This is a genomic window from Streptomyces sp. NPDC086777 (genome assembly GCF_040702065.1).
Taxonomy (GTDB): domain Bacteria; phylum Actinomycetota; class Actinomycetes; order Streptomycetales; family Streptomycetaceae; genus Streptomyces.
On the sequence record NZ_JBFBJI010000018.1, the window covers coordinates 129,386 to 144,770 of the forward strand.

At 74.1% G+C, this 15,385-nt stretch carries 17 protein-coding genes; 7 read left to right on the top strand and 10 right to left on the bottom strand.

Features of this window, described 5'->3' with window-relative positions; translation table 11 throughout:
* Positions 1-54 precede the first annotated feature (54 nt).
* From dapF to miaA, 3 genes are all read right to left on the bottom strand, one after another.
* Positions 55-942, bottom strand: a complete 888-nt coding sequence (gene dapF / locus AB0472_RS25095; RefSeq protein WP_366359157.1) for a diaminopimelate epimerase — start codon at positions 940-942, stop codon at positions 55-57.
* Between the two features lie 167 nt (positions 943-1,109).
* On the bottom strand, positions 1,110-1,622 hold the full coding sequence (locus tag AB0472_RS25100; RefSeq protein WP_366359269.1) for a hypothetical protein: 513 nt from the start codon (positions 1,620-1,622) through the stop codon (positions 1,110-1,112).
* 107 nt (positions 1,623-1,729) lie between these two features.
* Positions 1,730-2,668: a tRNA (adenosine(37)-N6)-dimethylallyltransferase MiaA gene (gene miaA, locus AB0472_RS25105; RefSeq protein WP_366359159.1), complete on the bottom strand. Its 939-nt coding sequence runs from the start codon at positions 2,666-2,668 to the stop codon at positions 1,730-1,732.
* A gap of 183 nt (positions 2,669-2,851) precedes the next feature.
* Here miaA and AB0472_RS25110 point away from each other — a divergent pair, with 183 nt between their 5' ends.
* Both AB0472_RS25110 and AB0472_RS25115 read left to right on the top strand, forming a co-directional pair.
* Positions 2,852-3,163: a hypothetical protein gene (locus tag AB0472_RS25110; protein WP_366359161.1), complete on the top strand. Its 312-nt coding sequence runs from the start codon at positions 2,852-2,854 to the stop codon at positions 3,161-3,163.
* Positions 3,164-3,197: 34 nt separating this feature from the next.
* Positions 3,198-3,485: an antitoxin gene (locus tag AB0472_RS25115; RefSeq protein ID WP_366359163.1), complete on the top strand. Its 288-nt coding sequence runs from the start codon at positions 3,198-3,200 to the stop codon at positions 3,483-3,485.
* Positions 3,486-3,572: 87 nt separating this feature from the next.
* Here AB0472_RS25115 and AB0472_RS25120 read toward each other — a convergent pair whose 3' ends face one another.
* The 4 genes from AB0472_RS25120 to AB0472_RS25135 form a co-directional block, all read right to left on the bottom strand.
* Positions 3,573-4,286, bottom strand: a complete 714-nt coding sequence (locus AB0472_RS25120; protein ID WP_366359165.1) for a class III extradiol dioxygenase subunit B-like domain-containing protein — start codon at positions 4,284-4,286, stop codon at positions 3,573-3,575.
* Positions 4,287-4,296: 10 nt separating this feature from the next.
* Entirely contained in the window at positions 4,297-4,587 is a 291-nt protein-coding gene (locus AB0472_RS25125; protein ID WP_366359167.1) for a hypothetical protein, read from the bottom strand.
* A 43-nt stretch (positions 4,588-4,630) separates the two neighbouring features.
* A complete protein-coding gene (miaB, locus tag AB0472_RS25130) occupies positions 4,631-6,157 on the bottom strand; it encodes a tRNA (N6-isopentenyl adenosine(37)-C2)-methylthiotransferase MiaB (RefSeq protein ID WP_366359169.1) in 1,527 nt (508 codons plus the stop codon).
* Between the two features lie 62 nt (positions 6,158-6,219).
* Positions 6,220-7,236 carry a serine hydrolase domain-containing protein gene (locus AB0472_RS25135; RefSeq protein WP_366359171.1) on the bottom strand — a complete coding sequence of 339 codons (1,017 nt, stop codon included), beginning with the start codon at positions 7,234-7,236 and terminating at the stop codon, positions 6,220-6,222.
* A gap of 246 nt (positions 7,237-7,482) precedes the next feature.
* On the opposite strand from AB0472_RS25135, the gene AB0472_RS25140 reads away from it, so the two are divergent.
* From AB0472_RS25140 to AB0472_RS25150, 3 genes are all read left to right on the top strand, one after another.
* Positions 7,483-8,151, top strand: a complete 669-nt coding sequence (locus tag AB0472_RS25140) for a response regulator transcription factor (RefSeq protein ID WP_366359173.1) — start codon at positions 7,483-7,485, stop codon at positions 8,149-8,151.
* The gene (locus AB0472_RS25145; RefSeq protein ID WP_366359175.1) at positions 8,148-9,260 is read left to right on the top strand and encodes a histidine kinase; all 1,113 of its coding nucleotides are present in this window, start codon (positions 8,148-8,150) and stop codon (positions 9,258-9,260) included. Before AB0472_RS25140 ends, AB0472_RS25145 begins: the two co-directional genes overlap by 4 nt.
* 164 nt (positions 9,261-9,424) lie before the next feature.
* A complete protein-coding gene (locus AB0472_RS25150) occupies positions 9,425-10,156 on the top strand; it encodes a histidine phosphatase family protein (protein ID WP_366359177.1) in 732 nt (243 codons plus the stop codon).
* A gap of 182 nt (positions 10,157-10,338) precedes the next feature.
* Here AB0472_RS25150 and AB0472_RS25155 read toward each other — a convergent pair whose 3' ends face one another.
* Positions 10,339-11,856 carry an amidohydrolase gene (locus tag AB0472_RS25155; protein ID WP_366359179.1) on the bottom strand — a complete coding sequence of 506 codons (1,518 nt, stop codon included), beginning with the start codon at positions 11,854-11,856 and terminating at the stop codon, positions 10,339-10,341.
* Between the two features lie 233 nt (positions 11,857-12,089).
* Here AB0472_RS25155 and AB0472_RS25160 point away from each other — a divergent pair, with 233 nt between their 5' ends.
* Positions 12,090-13,226 carry a beta-propeller fold lactonase family protein gene (locus AB0472_RS25160; protein ID WP_366359180.1) on the top strand — a complete coding sequence of 379 codons (1,137 nt, stop codon included), beginning with the start codon at positions 12,090-12,092 and terminating at the stop codon, positions 13,224-13,226.
* Positions 13,227-13,259: 33 nt separating this feature from the next.
* Here the strand turns inward: AB0472_RS25160 and AB0472_RS25165 are convergent, their stop codons facing one another.
* Positions 13,260-13,493 carry a hypothetical protein gene (locus AB0472_RS25165; protein ID WP_366359182.1) on the bottom strand — a complete coding sequence of 78 codons (234 nt, stop codon included), beginning with the start codon at positions 13,491-13,493 and terminating at the stop codon, positions 13,260-13,262.
* Positions 13,490-14,188, bottom strand: coding sequence for a sigma-70 family RNA polymerase sigma factor (locus AB0472_RS25170; protein ID WP_366359184.1), 699 nt, complete (start codon positions 14,186-14,188; stop codon positions 13,490-13,492). The genes AB0472_RS25165 and AB0472_RS25170 overlap by 4 nt, the downstream gene beginning before the upstream one ends.
* A 272-nt stretch (positions 14,189-14,460) precedes the next feature.
* Between AB0472_RS25170 and AB0472_RS25175 the strand changes: the two genes are divergently transcribed.
* Positions 14,461-15,360 (top strand): LysR family transcriptional regulator, encoded by a 900-nt coding sequence (locus tag AB0472_RS25175; RefSeq protein WP_366359186.1) that lies wholly within the window; start codon positions 14,461-14,463, stop codon positions 15,358-15,360.
* The last annotated feature ends 25 nt before the right edge of the window (positions 15,361-15,385 follow it).

The following is a 15,385-nucleotide window of genomic DNA, read 5'->3' on the forward strand; positions in this document are numbered from 1 at the left end:
TGGATCCAGGTGTTGGAGGACGGTCCTGACCTCGGTTCCCGGCGTGCGGTCGGCTCAGCGGACGGCGTTTTCCAGCCACTCGGTGTCGATCTCGCCCGTGGCGACAATCACTGCGGGGCCGGTCATCTCGATCTCGCCGTCGGGCCGCTCGGTGATGACGAGCCGTCCGCCGGGCACGTCCACGGTGTACGTCGCCGGGGTGCCGGTGACCGAGGGGTCGGCGCCGTCGCGGCGGGCGGCGGCCACCGCGACGGCGCAGGCGCCGGTGCCGCAGGAGCGGGTCTCGCCGGAGCCGCGCTCGTGCACGCGCATCGCGACGTGGCGGGGGCCGCGGTCGGCGACGAACTCGACGTTGACCCCTTCGGGGTAGGCCGACAGGGGGCTGAAGGGGGGCGGGGTGTGGAGGTCGCCGGCGTCGGCGAGGTCCGCGACGAAGGCGACGGCGTGCGGGTTGCCCATGTTCACGTTCCGCGCGGGCCAGGTGCGGTCGCCGACGCTCACGGTCACGTCGCCCTCGGGGAGGCGGGCGCTGCCCATGCCGACGGTGATGTCGCCCGCGGCGGAGCCGCTGTCGGAGGCGGTCTTCGCGATGTGCACGGTCTTGACGCCACCGCGGGTGGCGACGGTGAGGTCGCCCTCCGTGACGTGGCCGGCGTGCTGGAGGTAGCGGGCGAAGACGCGGACGCCGTTGCCGCACATCTCGGCGATCGAGCCGTCGCCGTTGCGGTAGTCCATGAACCACTCGGCGTCGGCGGCCATCCCCTTGGCCTCGGGGTGCGCGGCGGACCGCACGACGTGCAGCACGCCGTCGGCGCCGATGCCGGCGCGGCGGTCGCAGAGGGCGGCCACGGCGGCCGGGGTGAGGTCCAGGGCGTTGTCGGGGTCCGGGACGATCACGAAGTCGTTCTCGGTGCCGTGGCCCTTGAGGAAGGGGATGCTCATTCTTCGAGGGTAAGGGAGGGGTGCGTGGTGCTGTGGCTGCGGGCCGACGGGGGCCTCTCGCGCAGGTCCTCCCCCAGCCTTCGGCCGGGGGTACCCCCAGCGCCCCTTGCGGGGCGCTCCGGTACGGGACGTCTCCGGTGAAGGTGTACGTCGGCTGAAGGCGTACGTCAGCGCAGGCGCGCCACGCGCCACACCGCCAGGACGACCACGATCGCCACCAGGATCACGTAGCCGATGACCACGCGCCAGTCGGGCCGACGGCCCGAACCCCGGGCCGGGAGGCCGGGCCACGTGTAACCGACCTTCCTCGCGGCCATCATTCCCCAGCCGGCCGCGCAGGAGCAGATCAGCAGGCCCAGCATGGCGATCACCGCACCGCTGTCGCCGAAGTCGAAGGCCAGCGGGAAGGCGAACATCAGGGAGCCGACCGCTGCCAGGCCGACGATGGGGGCCAGCTGCCACAGGCGCAGGCGGCGCTGCGGGCGGAGCTCGACCTCGACCTCGGGGCCGCTCGCGAACATCTCCTCCGGCTCGGGACCGTCGGCGGTGACGCCGCCCACGGTGTCGTCCGGACCGTCCGGCGAGAGTCGCCCCTCGCCCTCGTCGTCGGCACCCGGTTCCAGGGCCTCGACGGCGACGTGCTCGGTGTCGTGTGCGGTGTCGCGAGGGCCGGCCTCCATCGCCACGCGCCCTCCCAACCTAGGACTCCACTTGCGATCGAAGCTCGATGATGGCACGGCGGCGCAGGCCCCGATGACCGGTGGCGCATCCCGATGCCATGACGTGATCAGGCTGTGACCGGTCGCTCGACCAACGCCAGGGCCTGCCGCGGAAGTTCTTCGCGGTCCGCCGCGGCCCCACTCAACCAGTGCACCCGCGGGTCGCGCCTGAACCATGAATCCTGGCGGCGCGCGAAGCGCTTGGTGGCACGGACGGTCTCCGCCCGGGCTTCCGCTTCGGTGCACTCGCCGGCGAGCGCCGCCAGGACCTGCTGGTAGCCGAGGGCGCGCGACGCCGTGCGTCCCTCGCGCAGCCCGTGCGCCTCCAGTGCGCGCACCTCGGCCACGAGTCCGGCCTCCCACATCCGGTCGACGCGCAGCGCGATCCGCTCGTCGAGTTCGGGGCGGGCCACGTCGACGCCGATCTGGACGGTGTCGTAGACCGAGTCGTGGCCGGGCAGGTTGGCGGTGAAGGGGCGTCCGGTGATCTCGATCACCTCCAGTGCGCGGACGATCCGGCGGCCGTTGCTGGGCAGGATCGCGCGGCCCGCGTCGGGGTCGGCGGCGGACAGCCGGGCGTGCAGGGCGCCGGAGCCGCGCAGGGCGAGCTCGTCCTCCAGACGGGCCCGCACCTCGGGGTCGGTGCCGGGGAACTCCAGGTTGTCGACGGCGCCGCGGACGTACAGCCCGCTGCCGCCGACCAGGATCGGCCAGCGGCCCTCGGCGAGCAGGGCGTCGATGCGGGCGCGGGCGAGCCGCTGGTACTCGGCGACGGAGGCGGTGACGGTCACGTCCCAGATGTCGAGCAGGTGGTGCGGGACGCCGGCGCGCTCCCCGGGCGTCAGCTTGGCGGTGCCGATGTCCATCCCCCGGTACAGCTGCATGGAGTCGGCGTTGACGACCTCGCCGCCGAGTCGCTGGGCCAGGAAGACGCCGAGGTCGGACTTTCCGGCCGCGGTGGGGCCGACGACGGCGATGACACGGGGGGCGAGGGGTGCGCTGCTCACGGCACCAGTCTCGCAAACCTCGGAGGCGGGTCTCGAACGAGTTACGTGACGGAGCGTGTCCGGCTTCGTTGCCCGTTGCGAGGCTCCCGCCAGCGCCGCCGAGAGGCCGCGACCGGTCCGGCGCAATCGGACGCACCGGGGTCACGCGGGATTTCGCTCGCACGAGTAACGTATGGAGTGGGTATGGGCGTTTTTGCACGGTTCTTTGGGAAGAAGCAGAAGGCGTCGGAAGAGCCGAGGACGCCGGAAGAGCCGGAGGTCGAGGCGTCGGCCGGTGCCGAGCCCGAGGGGCCCGGGCCGGAGGACGCCACGGACGAGGCGGCGGCCGGAGCCGAGGCTGCGCCGAAGGGTGCCGGCGAGGACGACGGCCCGGGCGCGGAGGCGAGGACGGAGCCGGAGCGCGCCGTGGCCGCCGCCGACAACACCGAGATCCCCAAGCAGCAGTCCGCCAAGGAGGCCGCCGACAACGAGGCCGGCGAGGGCGCCCGGACATAGCGGCCCGCGAGGGGAAGCCATAGGGAAGGTAACCATGGGTCTCTTGGACAATTTGAAGGCCAAGCTCGCCCCGGCCAAGGACGCGGCCTCTCACTTCGCGCAGCAGCACGAGGACAAGGTCGACAAGCTCCAGCACGGCATCGACAAGGCCGCGCGGGTCGTCGACGAGAAGACCAAGGGCAAGTACAGCGACAAGATCCAGACGGGTACCGGCAGGGCCAAGGGCGCCATGGACCGGTTCGTACACCCGGGGGCCGAGGGCGGCACGACGCCCGACCCCACCGCGCCGACCCGGCCGGAGGGGCCGCCGCAGGCTTCCTGAGCCGGGCGGGTCCCGGAGCAGATCGGCGGACGGCCGAGAGTCACCTGACTCCCGGCCGTCCGCCGTTCCGGCAGGCGTTCCGCGCGTTCAGGACCAGGTCGCCACCAGGTAGCAGACACCGTACGGTGCGTCGTCGTAGAGGAGCGCCCCGGCGAGGTCCGTGTCCTCGGCCGCGCCGGCCAGGACCTGCCAGGGGGCCCGGCCGGCGGCCTTGAGCTGGTACGCCAGGTCGGCGTCGAGGGCCTTGAGCGCCTCGACGTCGGCCGCGCCGAGCGCCCGGGCGGCCTCGGCGTCGAACGGGGCCGCCCGCTCGTCGAGGTAGCCGGGCGCCTTGAGGGTGCGGCAGGCGCTGGCGTCGCCCATGACCAGCATCGCCACCCGTGCGGCCCGGCCGGCGATCTCCCGGCCGGCCCGGACACAGCGTTCGGCCTCCAGCGGCTCGCCGACGCCGAGCCCCTCGATGGGGGCGTCGGCCCACCCGGTGCGCTCCAGCAGCCAGGCGCCGACGGTGAGCGAGGGCGGCAGCTCGCGCCCGCCCGCCACGTCCGGTCCGTCGCCCAGCCGTACGTCGACCTCGGCGCCGAAGCCCCGGAAGGTGCCCCTGCTGCCCTGCGGGAACGTGCCCCGCCCCGGCTGCTCGGCGGGCCCCACCACCACGAGCAGGTCGGGCCGGGCGGCGGCGAGCACCCCGAGCGCGTCGGCACAGGCGGCACGCGCCGCGTCCAGCTCGGGCGCGGCTCCCGCGGCAACCTCGGGGACGAGGACGGGCGGACAGGGACAGACTGCGGCTGCGACAAGCATGATCGGCAGCCTACTGCTGGTACACGGGCGCGGGACCGCTGCTCCACGCCAGTTCCGCCAGCCGGTAGAAGACGCGGTGCGTGGACATCCAGCCGTCGATGTGCACGTAGTACGCGTCCCCGTCCCCCACCCGGAACACCTCACGGCGTTGCTGGCGCAGGCCCGCACGCGGCCGGTGGGTGCAGGCGACCTCGTACAGGGTGGCCCGGGCCTGTTCCGGGGTGCTCTCGAAGCGGGTGACCTCCTCGACCCTGTAGTGCTCCCCGTTCCCGAACTGCACGACAACCACCCAGCGCGCCATGCTCCCCCCCGGCTCCTGATCGACGCGAGGAGTATGACGGGTTTCAGTGCGCCGCGCAGCCTCCGGTCGCCACCGGCAGCGGCTCCGGGGCGCCGACCTTCGGCAGGCCCAGCAGGACGCCCGCCGGCTTGGCCGCCTCGGCCGCGTTCCGCTTCTCCCAGGCGTCGCCGGCACGGGTGCGCCGTACGCCGAGCACCGGGCCCTCGGCGAGGAGGTGGTGCGGGGCAGCGTAGGTGATCTCGACCGTGACGACGTCGCCGGGGCGGACGTCCTGGTCGGGCTTGGTGAAGTGGACCAGGCGGTTGTCGGGGGCGCGGCCGGAGAGGCGGTGGGTGGCACCGTCCTTGCGGCCCTCGCCCTCCGCGACCATCAGGTCGAGCGTGCGGCCGACCTGCTTCTTGTTCTCGTCCCAGGAGATCTCCTCCTGGAGGGCGACGAGTCGCTCGTAGCGCGCCTGGACGACCTCCTTGGGGATCTGGTTGTCCATGGTCGCGGCGGGGGTGCCGGGCCGCTTGGAGTACTGGAAGGTGAAGGCCTGCGTGAAGCGTGCCTCGCGTACGACGTCCATCGTCTGCTCGAAGTCCGCCTCGGTCTCGCCGGGGAAGCCCACGATGATGTCGGTGGTGATCGCCGCGTGCGGGATCGCCGCCCGCACCTTCTCGATGATCCCGAGGTAACGCTCCTGCCGGTACGAGCGGCGCATCGCCTTCAGGACGGTGTCCGACCCGGACTGGAGCGGCATGTGCAGCTGCGGCATCACGTTCGGGGTCTCGGCCATGGCCGCGATCACGTCGTCGGTGAAGTCACGGGGGTGCGGGGAGGTGAACCGGACCCGCTCCAGGCCCTCGATGCTCCCGCAGGCCCGCAGCAGCTTGCTGAAGGCCTCGCGGTCGCCGATGTCGGAGCCGTAGGCGTTGACGTTCTGGCCGAGCAGGGTGATCTCGGAGACGCCCTCGGCGACCAGGGCCTCGATCTCGGCGAGGATGTCGCCGGTGCGGCGGTCCTTCTCCTTGCCGCGCAGGGCCGGGACGATGCAGAAGGTGCAGGTGTTGTTGCAGCCGACGGAGATCGACACCCAGGCCGCGTAGGCGCTCTCGCGGCGGGTCGGCAGGGTGGAGGGGAACGCCTCCAGCGACTCCGCGATCTCCACCTGGGCCTCTTCCTGGACGCGGGCGCGCTCCAGCAGGACCGGCAGCTTGCCGATGTTGTGCGTACCGAAGACGACGTCGACCCAGGGCGCCTTCTTCACGATGGTGTCGCGGTCCTTCTGCGCCAGGCAGCCGCCGACCGCGATCTGCATGCCGGGACGGGACGCCTTCCTCGGCGCGAGCCGGCCGAGGTTGCCGTAGAGCCGGTTGTCGGCGTTCTCCCGGACTGCGCAGGTGTTGAACACGACCACGTCGGCGTCCCCGTCCGCCCCCTCGGGAGCGCGCACGTACCCGGCGTCCTCCAGCAGCCCGGACAATCGCTCGGAGTCGTGGACGTTCATCTGGCACCCGTAAGTGCGCACTTCGTAGGTCCTGGGTGCCTGAACGTCCACTACCGGGCTCCGGTCGCTGCTGCTGGTCATGGGTCAAGGGTAGGCGGTCCCCGGAGACCGCCGCCCCGGCCCTTCCGGCGAGGGCGGCGCCGTCAGGCGAAGGCGCGGGAGCGGAAGGCGTCGCGGATGTGGCCGATGGGGGCGGGGTCCCTGGTGTAGTAGAGCTCGTTGGTCAGCAGCACCGCCCAGCGGCCCTGCTGTGGAGAGAGCCACACGCCCGCTCCCGGGGAGCCGTGGGGCGTCCAGATGCCGTCGGTCTCCGGGGCCGGGTGCCAGAACAGGCCGCCGGGGGGTGTGAGGTCGCCGGTCCGGATGCGCAGCGACTCCTGGACCCAGGCGGGGCCGAAGCCCGGTCGTGCGCCGCCGTGTCCCGGCTGGAGCAGGTGACGGAGGAAGGCGGCCAGGTCGGGGAGGACGGAGAACACCCCGGAGCTGCCGCGGACTCCGCCCGGCAGGTGCGCCGGTGAGTCGTGTGCGGTGCCTCGCAGGCGGGAGCCGGTGGCGTCGTCGAGTTCGGTCGGCGCACAGCGGGCGGCCGTTTCGCCGGGCAGGGGGCCGTAGCAGGTGCGTGTCATGCCGAGGGGCTGCCAGACGCGGGTGGCCGCGAGGACGTCGAGGCTCCGGCCGCAGAGGTCCTCGGCGAGCTGACCGAGGACGACGGCGTCACGGTCGGTGTACTCCACCGCCTCCCCCGGCGGACGGTGTACCGCTTCGTGGAGGACGCCGTCGCGGATGTCCCGGGGCTGCTCGGCGCGGAGCGGAACGCCGGCGGTGTGGGTGAGCAGGTGGCGGATGGTCGCCCGGCCCAGGGGATGGCCGTAGGCCTGGGACCAGAAGCCGTCCAGTTTCTCGTCGAGCCCCAGCGTGCCGTCCTCGACGAGGGACCCGATGACCGGCCACACCGCGAGGACCTCCGTGAGGGCGCCGACGTCGAAGACGGTGTCGTGCCGCATCGGTTCGTCGGGCCGGTCGGGATCGAGGACGCCCGGCATGCCGATGGCCATGTTCGAGCGGTCACCGACGGCCCAGACGGCGCCGGGGTAGACCTTGTCGCGGACGCCTTCGTCGACGACCTCGCGGATGCGGTCGATGTCTAGGTCGAGGGCCATGGTCTCCCGATCTGTCCTGTGTGGTCTCCCGTCGCTCAGCGTAGTCAGGCGGATGCGCAGGTCCCGGCTGCGCCACGGGCGGGCCGGCGACACGGTTCGCCGGGTGGCGCGCGCACCGCCGACCGGCGGGCGCCCCGCCGACCGGCTGAGGCCGCACGGCCAACCGGCGGGTTCTCCGGGCCGGCCGCCGGGCGGAAGGCGCCCACGGGGTACGCATCGAGCGGGCATGCGACGAGCGGAGCGCACGTGATCCGGGTACTGGTGGTCGATGACGAAGCCCTGATCCGCACGGGTTTCACGCACATCCTCGATACGGCGGACGACATCGAGGTCGTCGCGGCGGTGGCGGGTGGCCAGGCCCTGCACACGGTGCGGGAGCTGCGGCCCGACGTCGTCCTGCTCGACATCCGGATGCCGGACGTGGACGGGCTCACGATCCTGGCTGACCTCCGCCGCATGCCCGAGGCCCCGGTGGTCGCCATGCTCACCACGTTCGACACCGACGAATACGTGGCGACCGCGCTGCGCTCGGGCGCCGCCGGGTTCCTGCTCAAGGACACCGACCCCGAGCAGCTGCCGCATCTGGTGCGCACCCTGGCCGAGGGCGGGACCGTGCTGTCGTCCAGGGTCACCCGCCTGGTGGTGGGCGGCTACCTCGACAACAGCGTGCGCGAGCCCGCCGCGGTCCGGCTCACCGCCCGGCTCACCGAGCGGGAACGTGCGGTGCTCGTCCTCATGGCCGAAGGTCTCGCCAACACCGAGATCGGCGAACGGCTGCACCTGAGCACCGGCACCATCAAGGGCCACGTCACCAACGTGCTCGGCAAACTGCGGGTGGGCAGCCGTGTCCAGGCCGCCCTCATCGCCGAGCGCGCGGGCCTGCTCACCACCTCGCAGGACGAGGGCGTCCGGTGAGGGCCCGGCAGCCGTCGGCCCTGCTCCTCGAGATCGGCTTCGTCGTGATCGCGCTGGCGGACGGCTGGGCACACGTCGGATTCGAGGACCGGCCGACGGCCTTCTGCGCGCTGCTCGGCGCCGTCGCCCTGATGCTGCGGCACCGGCTGCCCCTGACGACCTTCGTGCTCACCCTCCCCACCGCCCTGGTCACCGACGCGGTGTTCGCCCCCATGGCCGCGCTGTACACGCTCTCCTCCCTCAACCGCCACCGGTCCCTGCTGGGCGGCTGCGCGCTGGCCTACGCGATCATCGACTACCTGCCCTGGCCATGGTCGTCCCTGGACGCCACCGAGCTGTCCCAGACGAACAACCTGTTCCACCTCAGCTACACACTGGCCACCGCGGCCGCTCCCGTCTTCCTCGGCCAGCTCGTCCAGGCCCGGCGCGAGCTGTCGCTGCGGCTCGCCGACATCTCCGAGGCCCGTGAGCAGGAGCGGCTGCTGACCGCCCAGAGCGTGCTGGCGAAGGAGCGCGCCCAGCTGGCCCGGGAGATGCACGACGTGGTCTCCCACCAGGTCAGCCTCATCGCCGTCCAGGCCGGGGCGCTCCAGGTGAGCGGCCGGGACGCCGAGACGAGACAGGCCGCGGCCACGATCCGCCGCCTGAGCGTGCAGACCCTGGAGGAGCTGCGGCACATGGTCGGGGTGCTGCGGGCCTCCGGCAGCAGGCCGACGGAGCTCACCCCGCAGCCCTCGCTCGCCGACCTGGACCACCTGGTCGAGGCCAGCGGCATCGAGGCGAAGCTGGAGACCGACCTGCCGGAGGAGCTTCCGCCCACCGTGCAGCGCGCCGTCTACCGCACCGTCCAGGAAGCGCTGACCAACGTCCGCAAGCACGCCCCCGGCGCCGCGGCGACCGTCCGCGTCGGGCACCGGGACGGCGTCCTGTGCGCCACCGTCGCCAACACCGCCCCCACCCGGCCCGCCGTCGCCCTGCCGAGCGCCCAGAACGGCCTGGTCGGCCTGGCCCAGCGCGCGGAGCTGCTCGGCGGCACGGTCACGTCCGGCCCCACCGCCCAGGGGGGCTACGAGCTCCGCCTCGAACTGCCCGTCGAACGCAACCGGTGACCGGTGCCGGTGCGGCCGGGCGGTGGGCGGGCCGGCCAGTCGGCGGGGTGGTTCCGGCCACCTGGCGGATGGTCCGGCCGGGGGGCCTGCACCGACTCTGGAGTACGTGAGGCACCGCCTCGCACCGTCCGAAGCCGTGTCGGGCCAAGAAGGAGGCCGGTCCCATGTCGATCCACCTGACGCTTCTGTGCGCGCCCGGCGGCGACGCCGCCAAGGTCCCGCTCCTCGGTGACGCCCCCCTGGACGAGCGCGACCTGCGCCTGGCAGGCGCCGCGAGAGCAGTGCTCTCCCTCCGTGGGCGGGCGGTCCGGACGCCCACGGTCCGTTGTTCGCAGACCGCCGCCGCCGTCGGCCTGGTGGCGGCACCCGAACCCATGCTGCGCGATCTCGACGTGGGCGGCTGGCGCGGCCGCTCGGTCGGTGAGATCGCCGCGGCCGACCCCGACGGGTTCAGCGCCTGGCTCACGGATCCGGATGCCGCACCCCACGGCGGGGAGTCCGTACGCGGGCTGTGCCGCCGGGCGGCGGACTGGCTGGGCAGCATGGCGTCCGGCACGGGGCACACGGTGGCGATCACCGAGGCGGCGGTCGTCCGGGCCGCGCTCGTCCAAGCCCTGGGCATGCCGGCGAGATCGTTCTGGCACCTCTCCGTGCCGCCCCTGGGCACGGTCCTCCTCACCTGGCGGGACGGCTGGTGGGACGTCCGGTTCGGGCACGACTCCCTCCCGGAGTCACGGCGACGGCTGCTCTCGCCTCCGACGGCCCTCCGCCCGGGCGACCGGAGGGAACGCCGTCGGTCGGATGCGGCAGCGTCGTGGCCGGTCGCGCAGCTCCCCGCACCTCTTCGGGGCCCCCTTCGACCGCAGCGGGCTTCGTCGGACCCGCTCCGGGCCTGACCCGGACCTGACCGGCCGATCGCCCGCCGCGCAGGGGCTGCCTGGCCCCGGCGGGCCGACTCCCGATCCCGGGGCGGGGACTGACGGGACGGCATTTAGCCGCCCCCGCACTCCCGTGGCCGGGACGGTACGGTCCCGTCCGGGCCACGGGGTCCGCCCGGCTCCCCGGAGAGCGGGCGGTGTCAGTACGGCCCGTGGGTCCAGCGCCCGGCCGTCATCGTGGCGTGCACCGGCATCGCGCGCAGCGTGTCCGGATCCGCCGTCAGCGGATCCACGTCCACGACCACCAGGTCCGCGGGGTCCCCGACCCTGATGAGCCGGCGTCCGCGGGCCGCCGCGGCCAGCGCGTCCCGCACCGGCAGGCGCTGCTCCGGGTGCCAGGCGGGGCGGTCGTCGTCGGTCCGGGTGACGGCCGACGCGACGGCGAGCCAGGGGTCCAGCGGCGAGACGGGGGCGTCGGAGCCGAACTCCAGCCGTGCCCCGGCGGCCAGCAGGTCGGCATAGGCGAAGGCGCGTGAGGTGCGTCCGGCCCAGTACCGGTCCGCCACGTCCCGGTCGTCCGTCGCGTGCCGCGGCTGCACCCCCGCCGTGACCCCCAACTCGGCGAAGCGCGGGAGGTCCTCGGGGCTGAGCAGCTGCGCGTGCTCGATCCGGCCGCGGCAGCGCACCGCCTCGAAGGCGTCCAGGGCGAGGGTGTTGGCCCGGTCGCCGATGGCGTGCACCGCCGGTTCGATGCCGTGGGCGGCGGCCCGGCGCATGAGCCGGACCAGCTCGTCCGGTGCCGTCTGCTCGATGCCGTGCGCGCCGTCCGTGTTCTCGAGACCGGGGTAGGGGTCGCAGCACAGCGCGGTACGGGTGTTGAGGGAGCCGTCGGTGAACAGCTTGAGCGGGCCGACCCGCACCGGGCCGCCCGGCTCGCCGATCCCGGACCCGGTGCGCAGCCCGCGGGCCACGGCCGCGTCCAGGTGGCCCGGGTAGACGGCGGCGGACACCCGTACGGCGGGCGGGGCCTGTGCCGAGCGCCGTTCCCAGGCGCCCACGGTGTCCCCGTACTGGAAGTCGATGACCCCGGTGACCCCGCGGGCGGCGGCGGCCCGGCAGGCGTCGGCGATCCAGTCGTCCAGCGTGTCGGCCGGCACCTCGGGCAGGGCCGAGAGGACCTCGTGACCCTCCGCCTCCCGGATCAGCCCGGTCGGGTGGTCACCGCGGCCGACCAGCGCCAGGCAGGCGGAGTTCAGCCACACGGCGTGCAGGTCGGCGCTGACCAGGGCGACCGGCCGGTCCGGCAGGACCGCGTCGAGGAGCCGCCGGTCCGGGGCGTCGGGCCAGAGGCCGTCCCGGAAGCCGTACCCGAACAGGACGGTTGTCGCGCCGGGCGCCGTACGGCCGTGCGCGCGCACCCGGTCGGCCACCTCCCGCGCGGAGGCGGTACCGGCGAGGTCGAGCCGGCGGCGCGCGCTCGCCCACTCGGCGAGGTGGACATGGGCGTCCCACAGGCCGGGCAGCAGGACGCGCCCGTCCAGGTCGAGGACCCGCTCGCCCGCGACTGGACCGGCGGGCGCCACGGTCCCCGGGTCCGGGACCACATGGGTGACCCTGCCGTCCGCCACCCGCACCCCGACCAGCGGTCCGCCCGCCCCCAACCGCACCCGGCCAAGCGTCAGCGCCGGCCTGCGCGGTGCGCCTGCGACCTCCGTCATCGAGCCTCCGTCCGCCCTCAACAACGACAGCACCACCGACTTAGGTTTACCTTACTGGGCCTCCACCGATGTCGGCGGCTCCCGGGCACGCCGAGTTCTTACGGAGATCTTTCGTGACCGGCCGGCGAGGAAAGGACCGCGCCGCCGGCGACGCAGATCCGGTGTGGGACCGGACCTGGTCCCGCGTCATCACCGGCGGACGTTGCCGCCGTGTCGACAGGAGCACAAGGGAAATGACGATGGGTAAGAAGTCGAAGGCCGCCGCGTCGGTCGCCGTGGTCGTGGCCGCCGCCGCGTCCCTCGCGCTGAGCACCGGGCCGGCGTCGGCATACTCCGGCGCTGCCCACGGTGCCGTGTTCGTCCAGACGGACGGGGTGAACGGCAACGCCGTGGTGGCCTACGGCCGCAGCGCGGACGGAACGCTGCACCCGAGCGGCGTGTACGGGACCGGTGGGCTGGGCGGTGTCCTCGACGGGTCGGCGGTCGACCACCTCGCCTCGCAGGGGTCGCTGACGTACGACAGGGCGCACGGCCTGCTCTACGCCGTGAACGCCGGCAGCGACACGGTCACGGTGTTCGCGGTCCGCGGCGACCGGCTGGTGCGCCGTCAGGTCGTCCCGTCGGGAGGCGACTTCCCGGTCGGCGTGGCCGTCCACGGCGACCTGGTGTACGTGCTCAACGCGCTCGGCGGCGGCTCCGTCCAGGGCTTCCGCGCCGAGCACGGCTCGCTCGTGAAGGTGCCCGACTGGCACCGCTCCCTCGGCCTGGACCCGGCCGCCACGCCCCAGTTCACCCACACGCCGGGACAGCTCGCGTTCACGCCGGACGGCCGTGCGCTGGTGGTGACCACGAAGGCCGGCGCCGACACCATAGCCGTGTTCCCGGTGGGCCGGTCCGGCATCGCCGCCCGGCCCGTGGTCACCTCGACCCCCGGCGCGGTGCCCTTCGGCTTCACCTTCGACGCCCGCGGGCGGCTGGTGGTGACCGAGGCGGGCACCAACTCGGTCGCCACCTTCCGGGTCGGCGCTGACCTGCGGCTGACCAAGGTCTCCGAGGTGGCGACCGGCCAGGCGGCGACCTGCTGGATCGTCCGCGACGGCGCGCACGTCTACGCCTCCAACGCGGGCAGCGGCACCCTGTCCGGCCTGCGGGTCGGCGCGGACGGGGCGCTCACCACGGTCGGCACCACCGCGACCGGGGCCGGGACGGTGGACGCCGACGTCTCCTCGGACGGCCGCTTCCTGTACGCGCAGACCGGCAAGGAGGGCGGCGTCGACGAGTTCCGCGTCGACCACGACGGCTCCCTGACCCGGCTGGGTTCGGTCGTCGTCCCCGGCGCGGTCGGCGGCGAGGGCATCGCCGCCTCCTGACGGCCTGCCGCTCGCCGCTGCCCCAGGAGCCGGTCAGGTCTCCAGGACGGCGGCGAGCAGGCCCTCGTAGTCCTCGTCGCACGGGCCGCAGGCGCGCAGGTGCGCGGCGACCCCCGGCCAGCGCCGCCCGGGATCGTCCCCGGAGGCCTTCAGGTCCGCGTACACGTGCAGCAGGCGCAGGGCCTCCGCGCACCCCACGTCCTCCGGGTCCGTGGTCAGGAACCGCTCCAGCGCCGCCCGTGCGGAGAGCCGGTCCGGGTTCGTCATGACCGCCTCCCGGGGATCACGTCCAGGTAGCCGTGGGCCACGAGGTGGTCGCGCAGTCTGCGCCGGGCGTCGAACATCGTCTTGTAGACGGCGTTCCGGCTGCTCCCCAGTTCCAGGGCCAGGGCGTCCAGCGGCACGGCGTCCAGGACCAGCGCCACGAAGACCCTGCGCTGGTGGTCGGTCAGCACCTCGGCCGCCGCCGTGCGCACGGCGGCGGCCAGGGCGCGCGCCTCGGACGACTCCGCGGGGCCGGCCCCGAGCCGGTCGGGCAGCCGGTCCCAGTCCTCGCCGTCGAGTTCGACCCGCCGCGTGCTCCAGAAGTGACGGCCGGTCTTCGCCGACACCTCCAGGACGACGAACCGGTACGCCCAGGTGGTGAAGCGGCTCTCCCCGCGGAAGTCACCGATCTTCCGGGTGATGGCGAGGAGGGCGTCCGCGGCGGCCTGGTGGGCGAGGTCGTCGGCCTCGGGACCGTCGAAGCCGAACCGGGAACGCCGTCGGGCCAGTTCACGCTTGGCGATCCGCAGCAGATCGCCGTGCAGCCGGGCGCAGGCCGCCTCGTAGACCGTGCCGGCCGAGGACAGGTCCCGCACCCAGGACGCCGAGACGGGATCGAGGTCATGCGCACCGCCGGCAGGCGTCACGGTGGCGGTCCGCGCGGGCTCGTCCTGTTCGTGTCCGACCGCAGACGCCATGCGCCTCATCGTAGACGCGCCGCCCCGGGCCCCCGGCGGGGGCTCCCGGGCGACTCCGGTGCCGGTGTCGCACAGGCCGCCCATGGCGGCGGTCCCCGACTCGTCTCCTCCTCGGTTGTTCACCGTCGTACACGGCACCGCCCGAGGAGTCCGCTGCTCTCTGCCTGCCGCGGAACGTCACAGATGTGGGTTGCCGCCGCAGGAGAGGGGCCGCTCGCGGTGCCGGCCGCGCCCGGCGTGACTCAGGTCCGCGGGCGTGATGGCATGTCGGCATGGAGTTGCGGGAGTTGCGGGCGTTCGTCGCGGTGGTGGAGGAGGGCGGGCTGTCGGCCGCTGCCCGGCGGCTGCATGTGAGCCAGCCCGCGCTGTCCCAGACGATCAGCGGGCTGGAGCGGCAGCTGGGGGTGCGGCTGCTGATGCGCGGGAGCAGCGGGGCGAAGGCCACCGAGGCCGGGGCCGCGCTGCTGGGCGAGGCGCGGGCGGTGCTCGCCCGGCACGACCAGGCGGTGCGGGTGATGGCCGGGTTCGCCGGTCCGGGCGGCGGGGCGCTGCGTATCGGGATCCCCCTGGAGCTGCCGTCCGGGCTGCTCGACCCGGCGCTGGCCGAGCTCGCCGAGGCGTATCCGGAGACCCGGGTGCAGGCCCGGCACCTGTCCACGGCGGAGCAGCTGGCCGCGTTGCGGGCCGGTGAGCTCGACCTCGGCTTGCTGCGGGAACGGCCGCACGGGCCGGAGTTCGACGCGCTGCTCGTCGCCCGGGAGAAGCTCGGCGTGCTGGTCGCCGCCGCGCAGGCCGCCGAGCTCGCCGGACCCGACGGCATCCCGCTCGACGCGCTGGGGACCCTGCGGTGGGTCGGGTTCCCGCGCGCCGGCAGTCCCGCCTGGTACGACGAGCTGACGGCGGTCCTGCGCGGCCACGGCCTGGATCTCGGCCCCGAGGCCCCGGAGGGCCAGGCGCTGATCGCCGACGTGAAACTGGCCGCGGTCGCCTCCGGGCAGGCCTTCGCACTGGCCCCGCCGGGCTGGCAGCAGCCGCTCCCCGACCACGTGACGTGGTCACCGCTGGCCGGCACGCCGCTGGTGCGGCGCACCTGGGTGGTGTGGCCGGCCGACTCCCGCCGCCGGGACCTGGGCCGGTTCGTCGCCGCCCTGGACCGGTCGGTGCGGGAGTAGCGGGGGCCCACGCCCACGGGGTCCG

Bases quoted from the DNA above. Each gene is read 5' to 3' on its own strand.
- AB0472_RS25160 (WP_366359180.1), top strand. From the start codon at position 12,090: ATGACGATGGGTAAGAAGTCGAAGGCCGCCGCGTCGGTCGCCGTGGTC.
- AB0472_RS25155 (WP_366359179.1), bottom strand. From the start codon at position 11,856: ATGACGGAGGTCGCAGGCGCACCGCGCAGGCCGGCGCTGACGCTTGGC.
- AB0472_RS25120 (WP_366359165.1), bottom strand. From the start codon at position 4,286: ATGCTTGTCGCAGCCGCAGTCTGTCCCTGTCCGCCCGTCCTCGTCCCC.
- AB0472_RS25125 (WP_366359167.1), bottom strand. From the start codon at position 4,587: ATGGCGCGCTGGGTGGTTGTCGTGCAGTTCGGGAACGGGGAGCACTAC.
- miaB (WP_366359169.1), bottom strand. From the start codon at position 6,157: ATGACCAGCAGCAGCGACCGGAGCCCGGTAGTGGACGTTCAGGCACCC.
- AB0472_RS25115 (WP_366359163.1), top strand. From the start codon at position 3,198: ATGGGTCTCTTGGACAATTTGAAGGCCAAGCTCGCCCCGGCCAAGGAC.
- AB0472_RS25135 (WP_366359171.1), bottom strand. From the start codon at position 7,236: ATGGCCCTCGACCTAGACATCGACCGCATCCGCGAGGTCGTCGACGAA.
- AB0472_RS25100 (WP_366359269.1), bottom strand. From the start codon at position 1,622: ATGGAGGCCGGCCCTCGCGACACCGCACACGACACCGAGCACGTCGCC.
- AB0472_RS25110 (WP_366359161.1), top strand. From the start codon at position 2,852: ATGGGCGTTTTTGCACGGTTCTTTGGGAAGAAGCAGAAGGCGTCGGAA.
- AB0472_RS25165 (WP_366359182.1), bottom strand. From the start codon at position 13,493: ATGACGAACCCGGACCGGCTCTCCGCACGGGCGGCGCTGGAGCGGTTC.
- AB0472_RS25170 (WP_366359184.1), bottom strand. From the start codon at position 14,188: ATGGCGTCTGCGGTCGGACACGAACAGGACGAGCCCGCGCGGACCGCC.
- dapF (WP_366359157.1), bottom strand. From the start codon at position 942: ATGAGCATCCCCTTCCTCAAGGGCCACGGCACCGAGAACGACTTCGTG.
- AB0472_RS25150 (WP_366359177.1), top strand. From the start codon at position 9,425: ATGTCGATCCACCTGACGCTTCTGTGCGCGCCCGGCGGCGACGCCGCC.
- AB0472_RS25175 (WP_366359186.1), top strand. From the start codon at position 14,461: ATGGAGTTGCGGGAGTTGCGGGCGTTCGTCGCGGTGGTGGAGGAGGGC.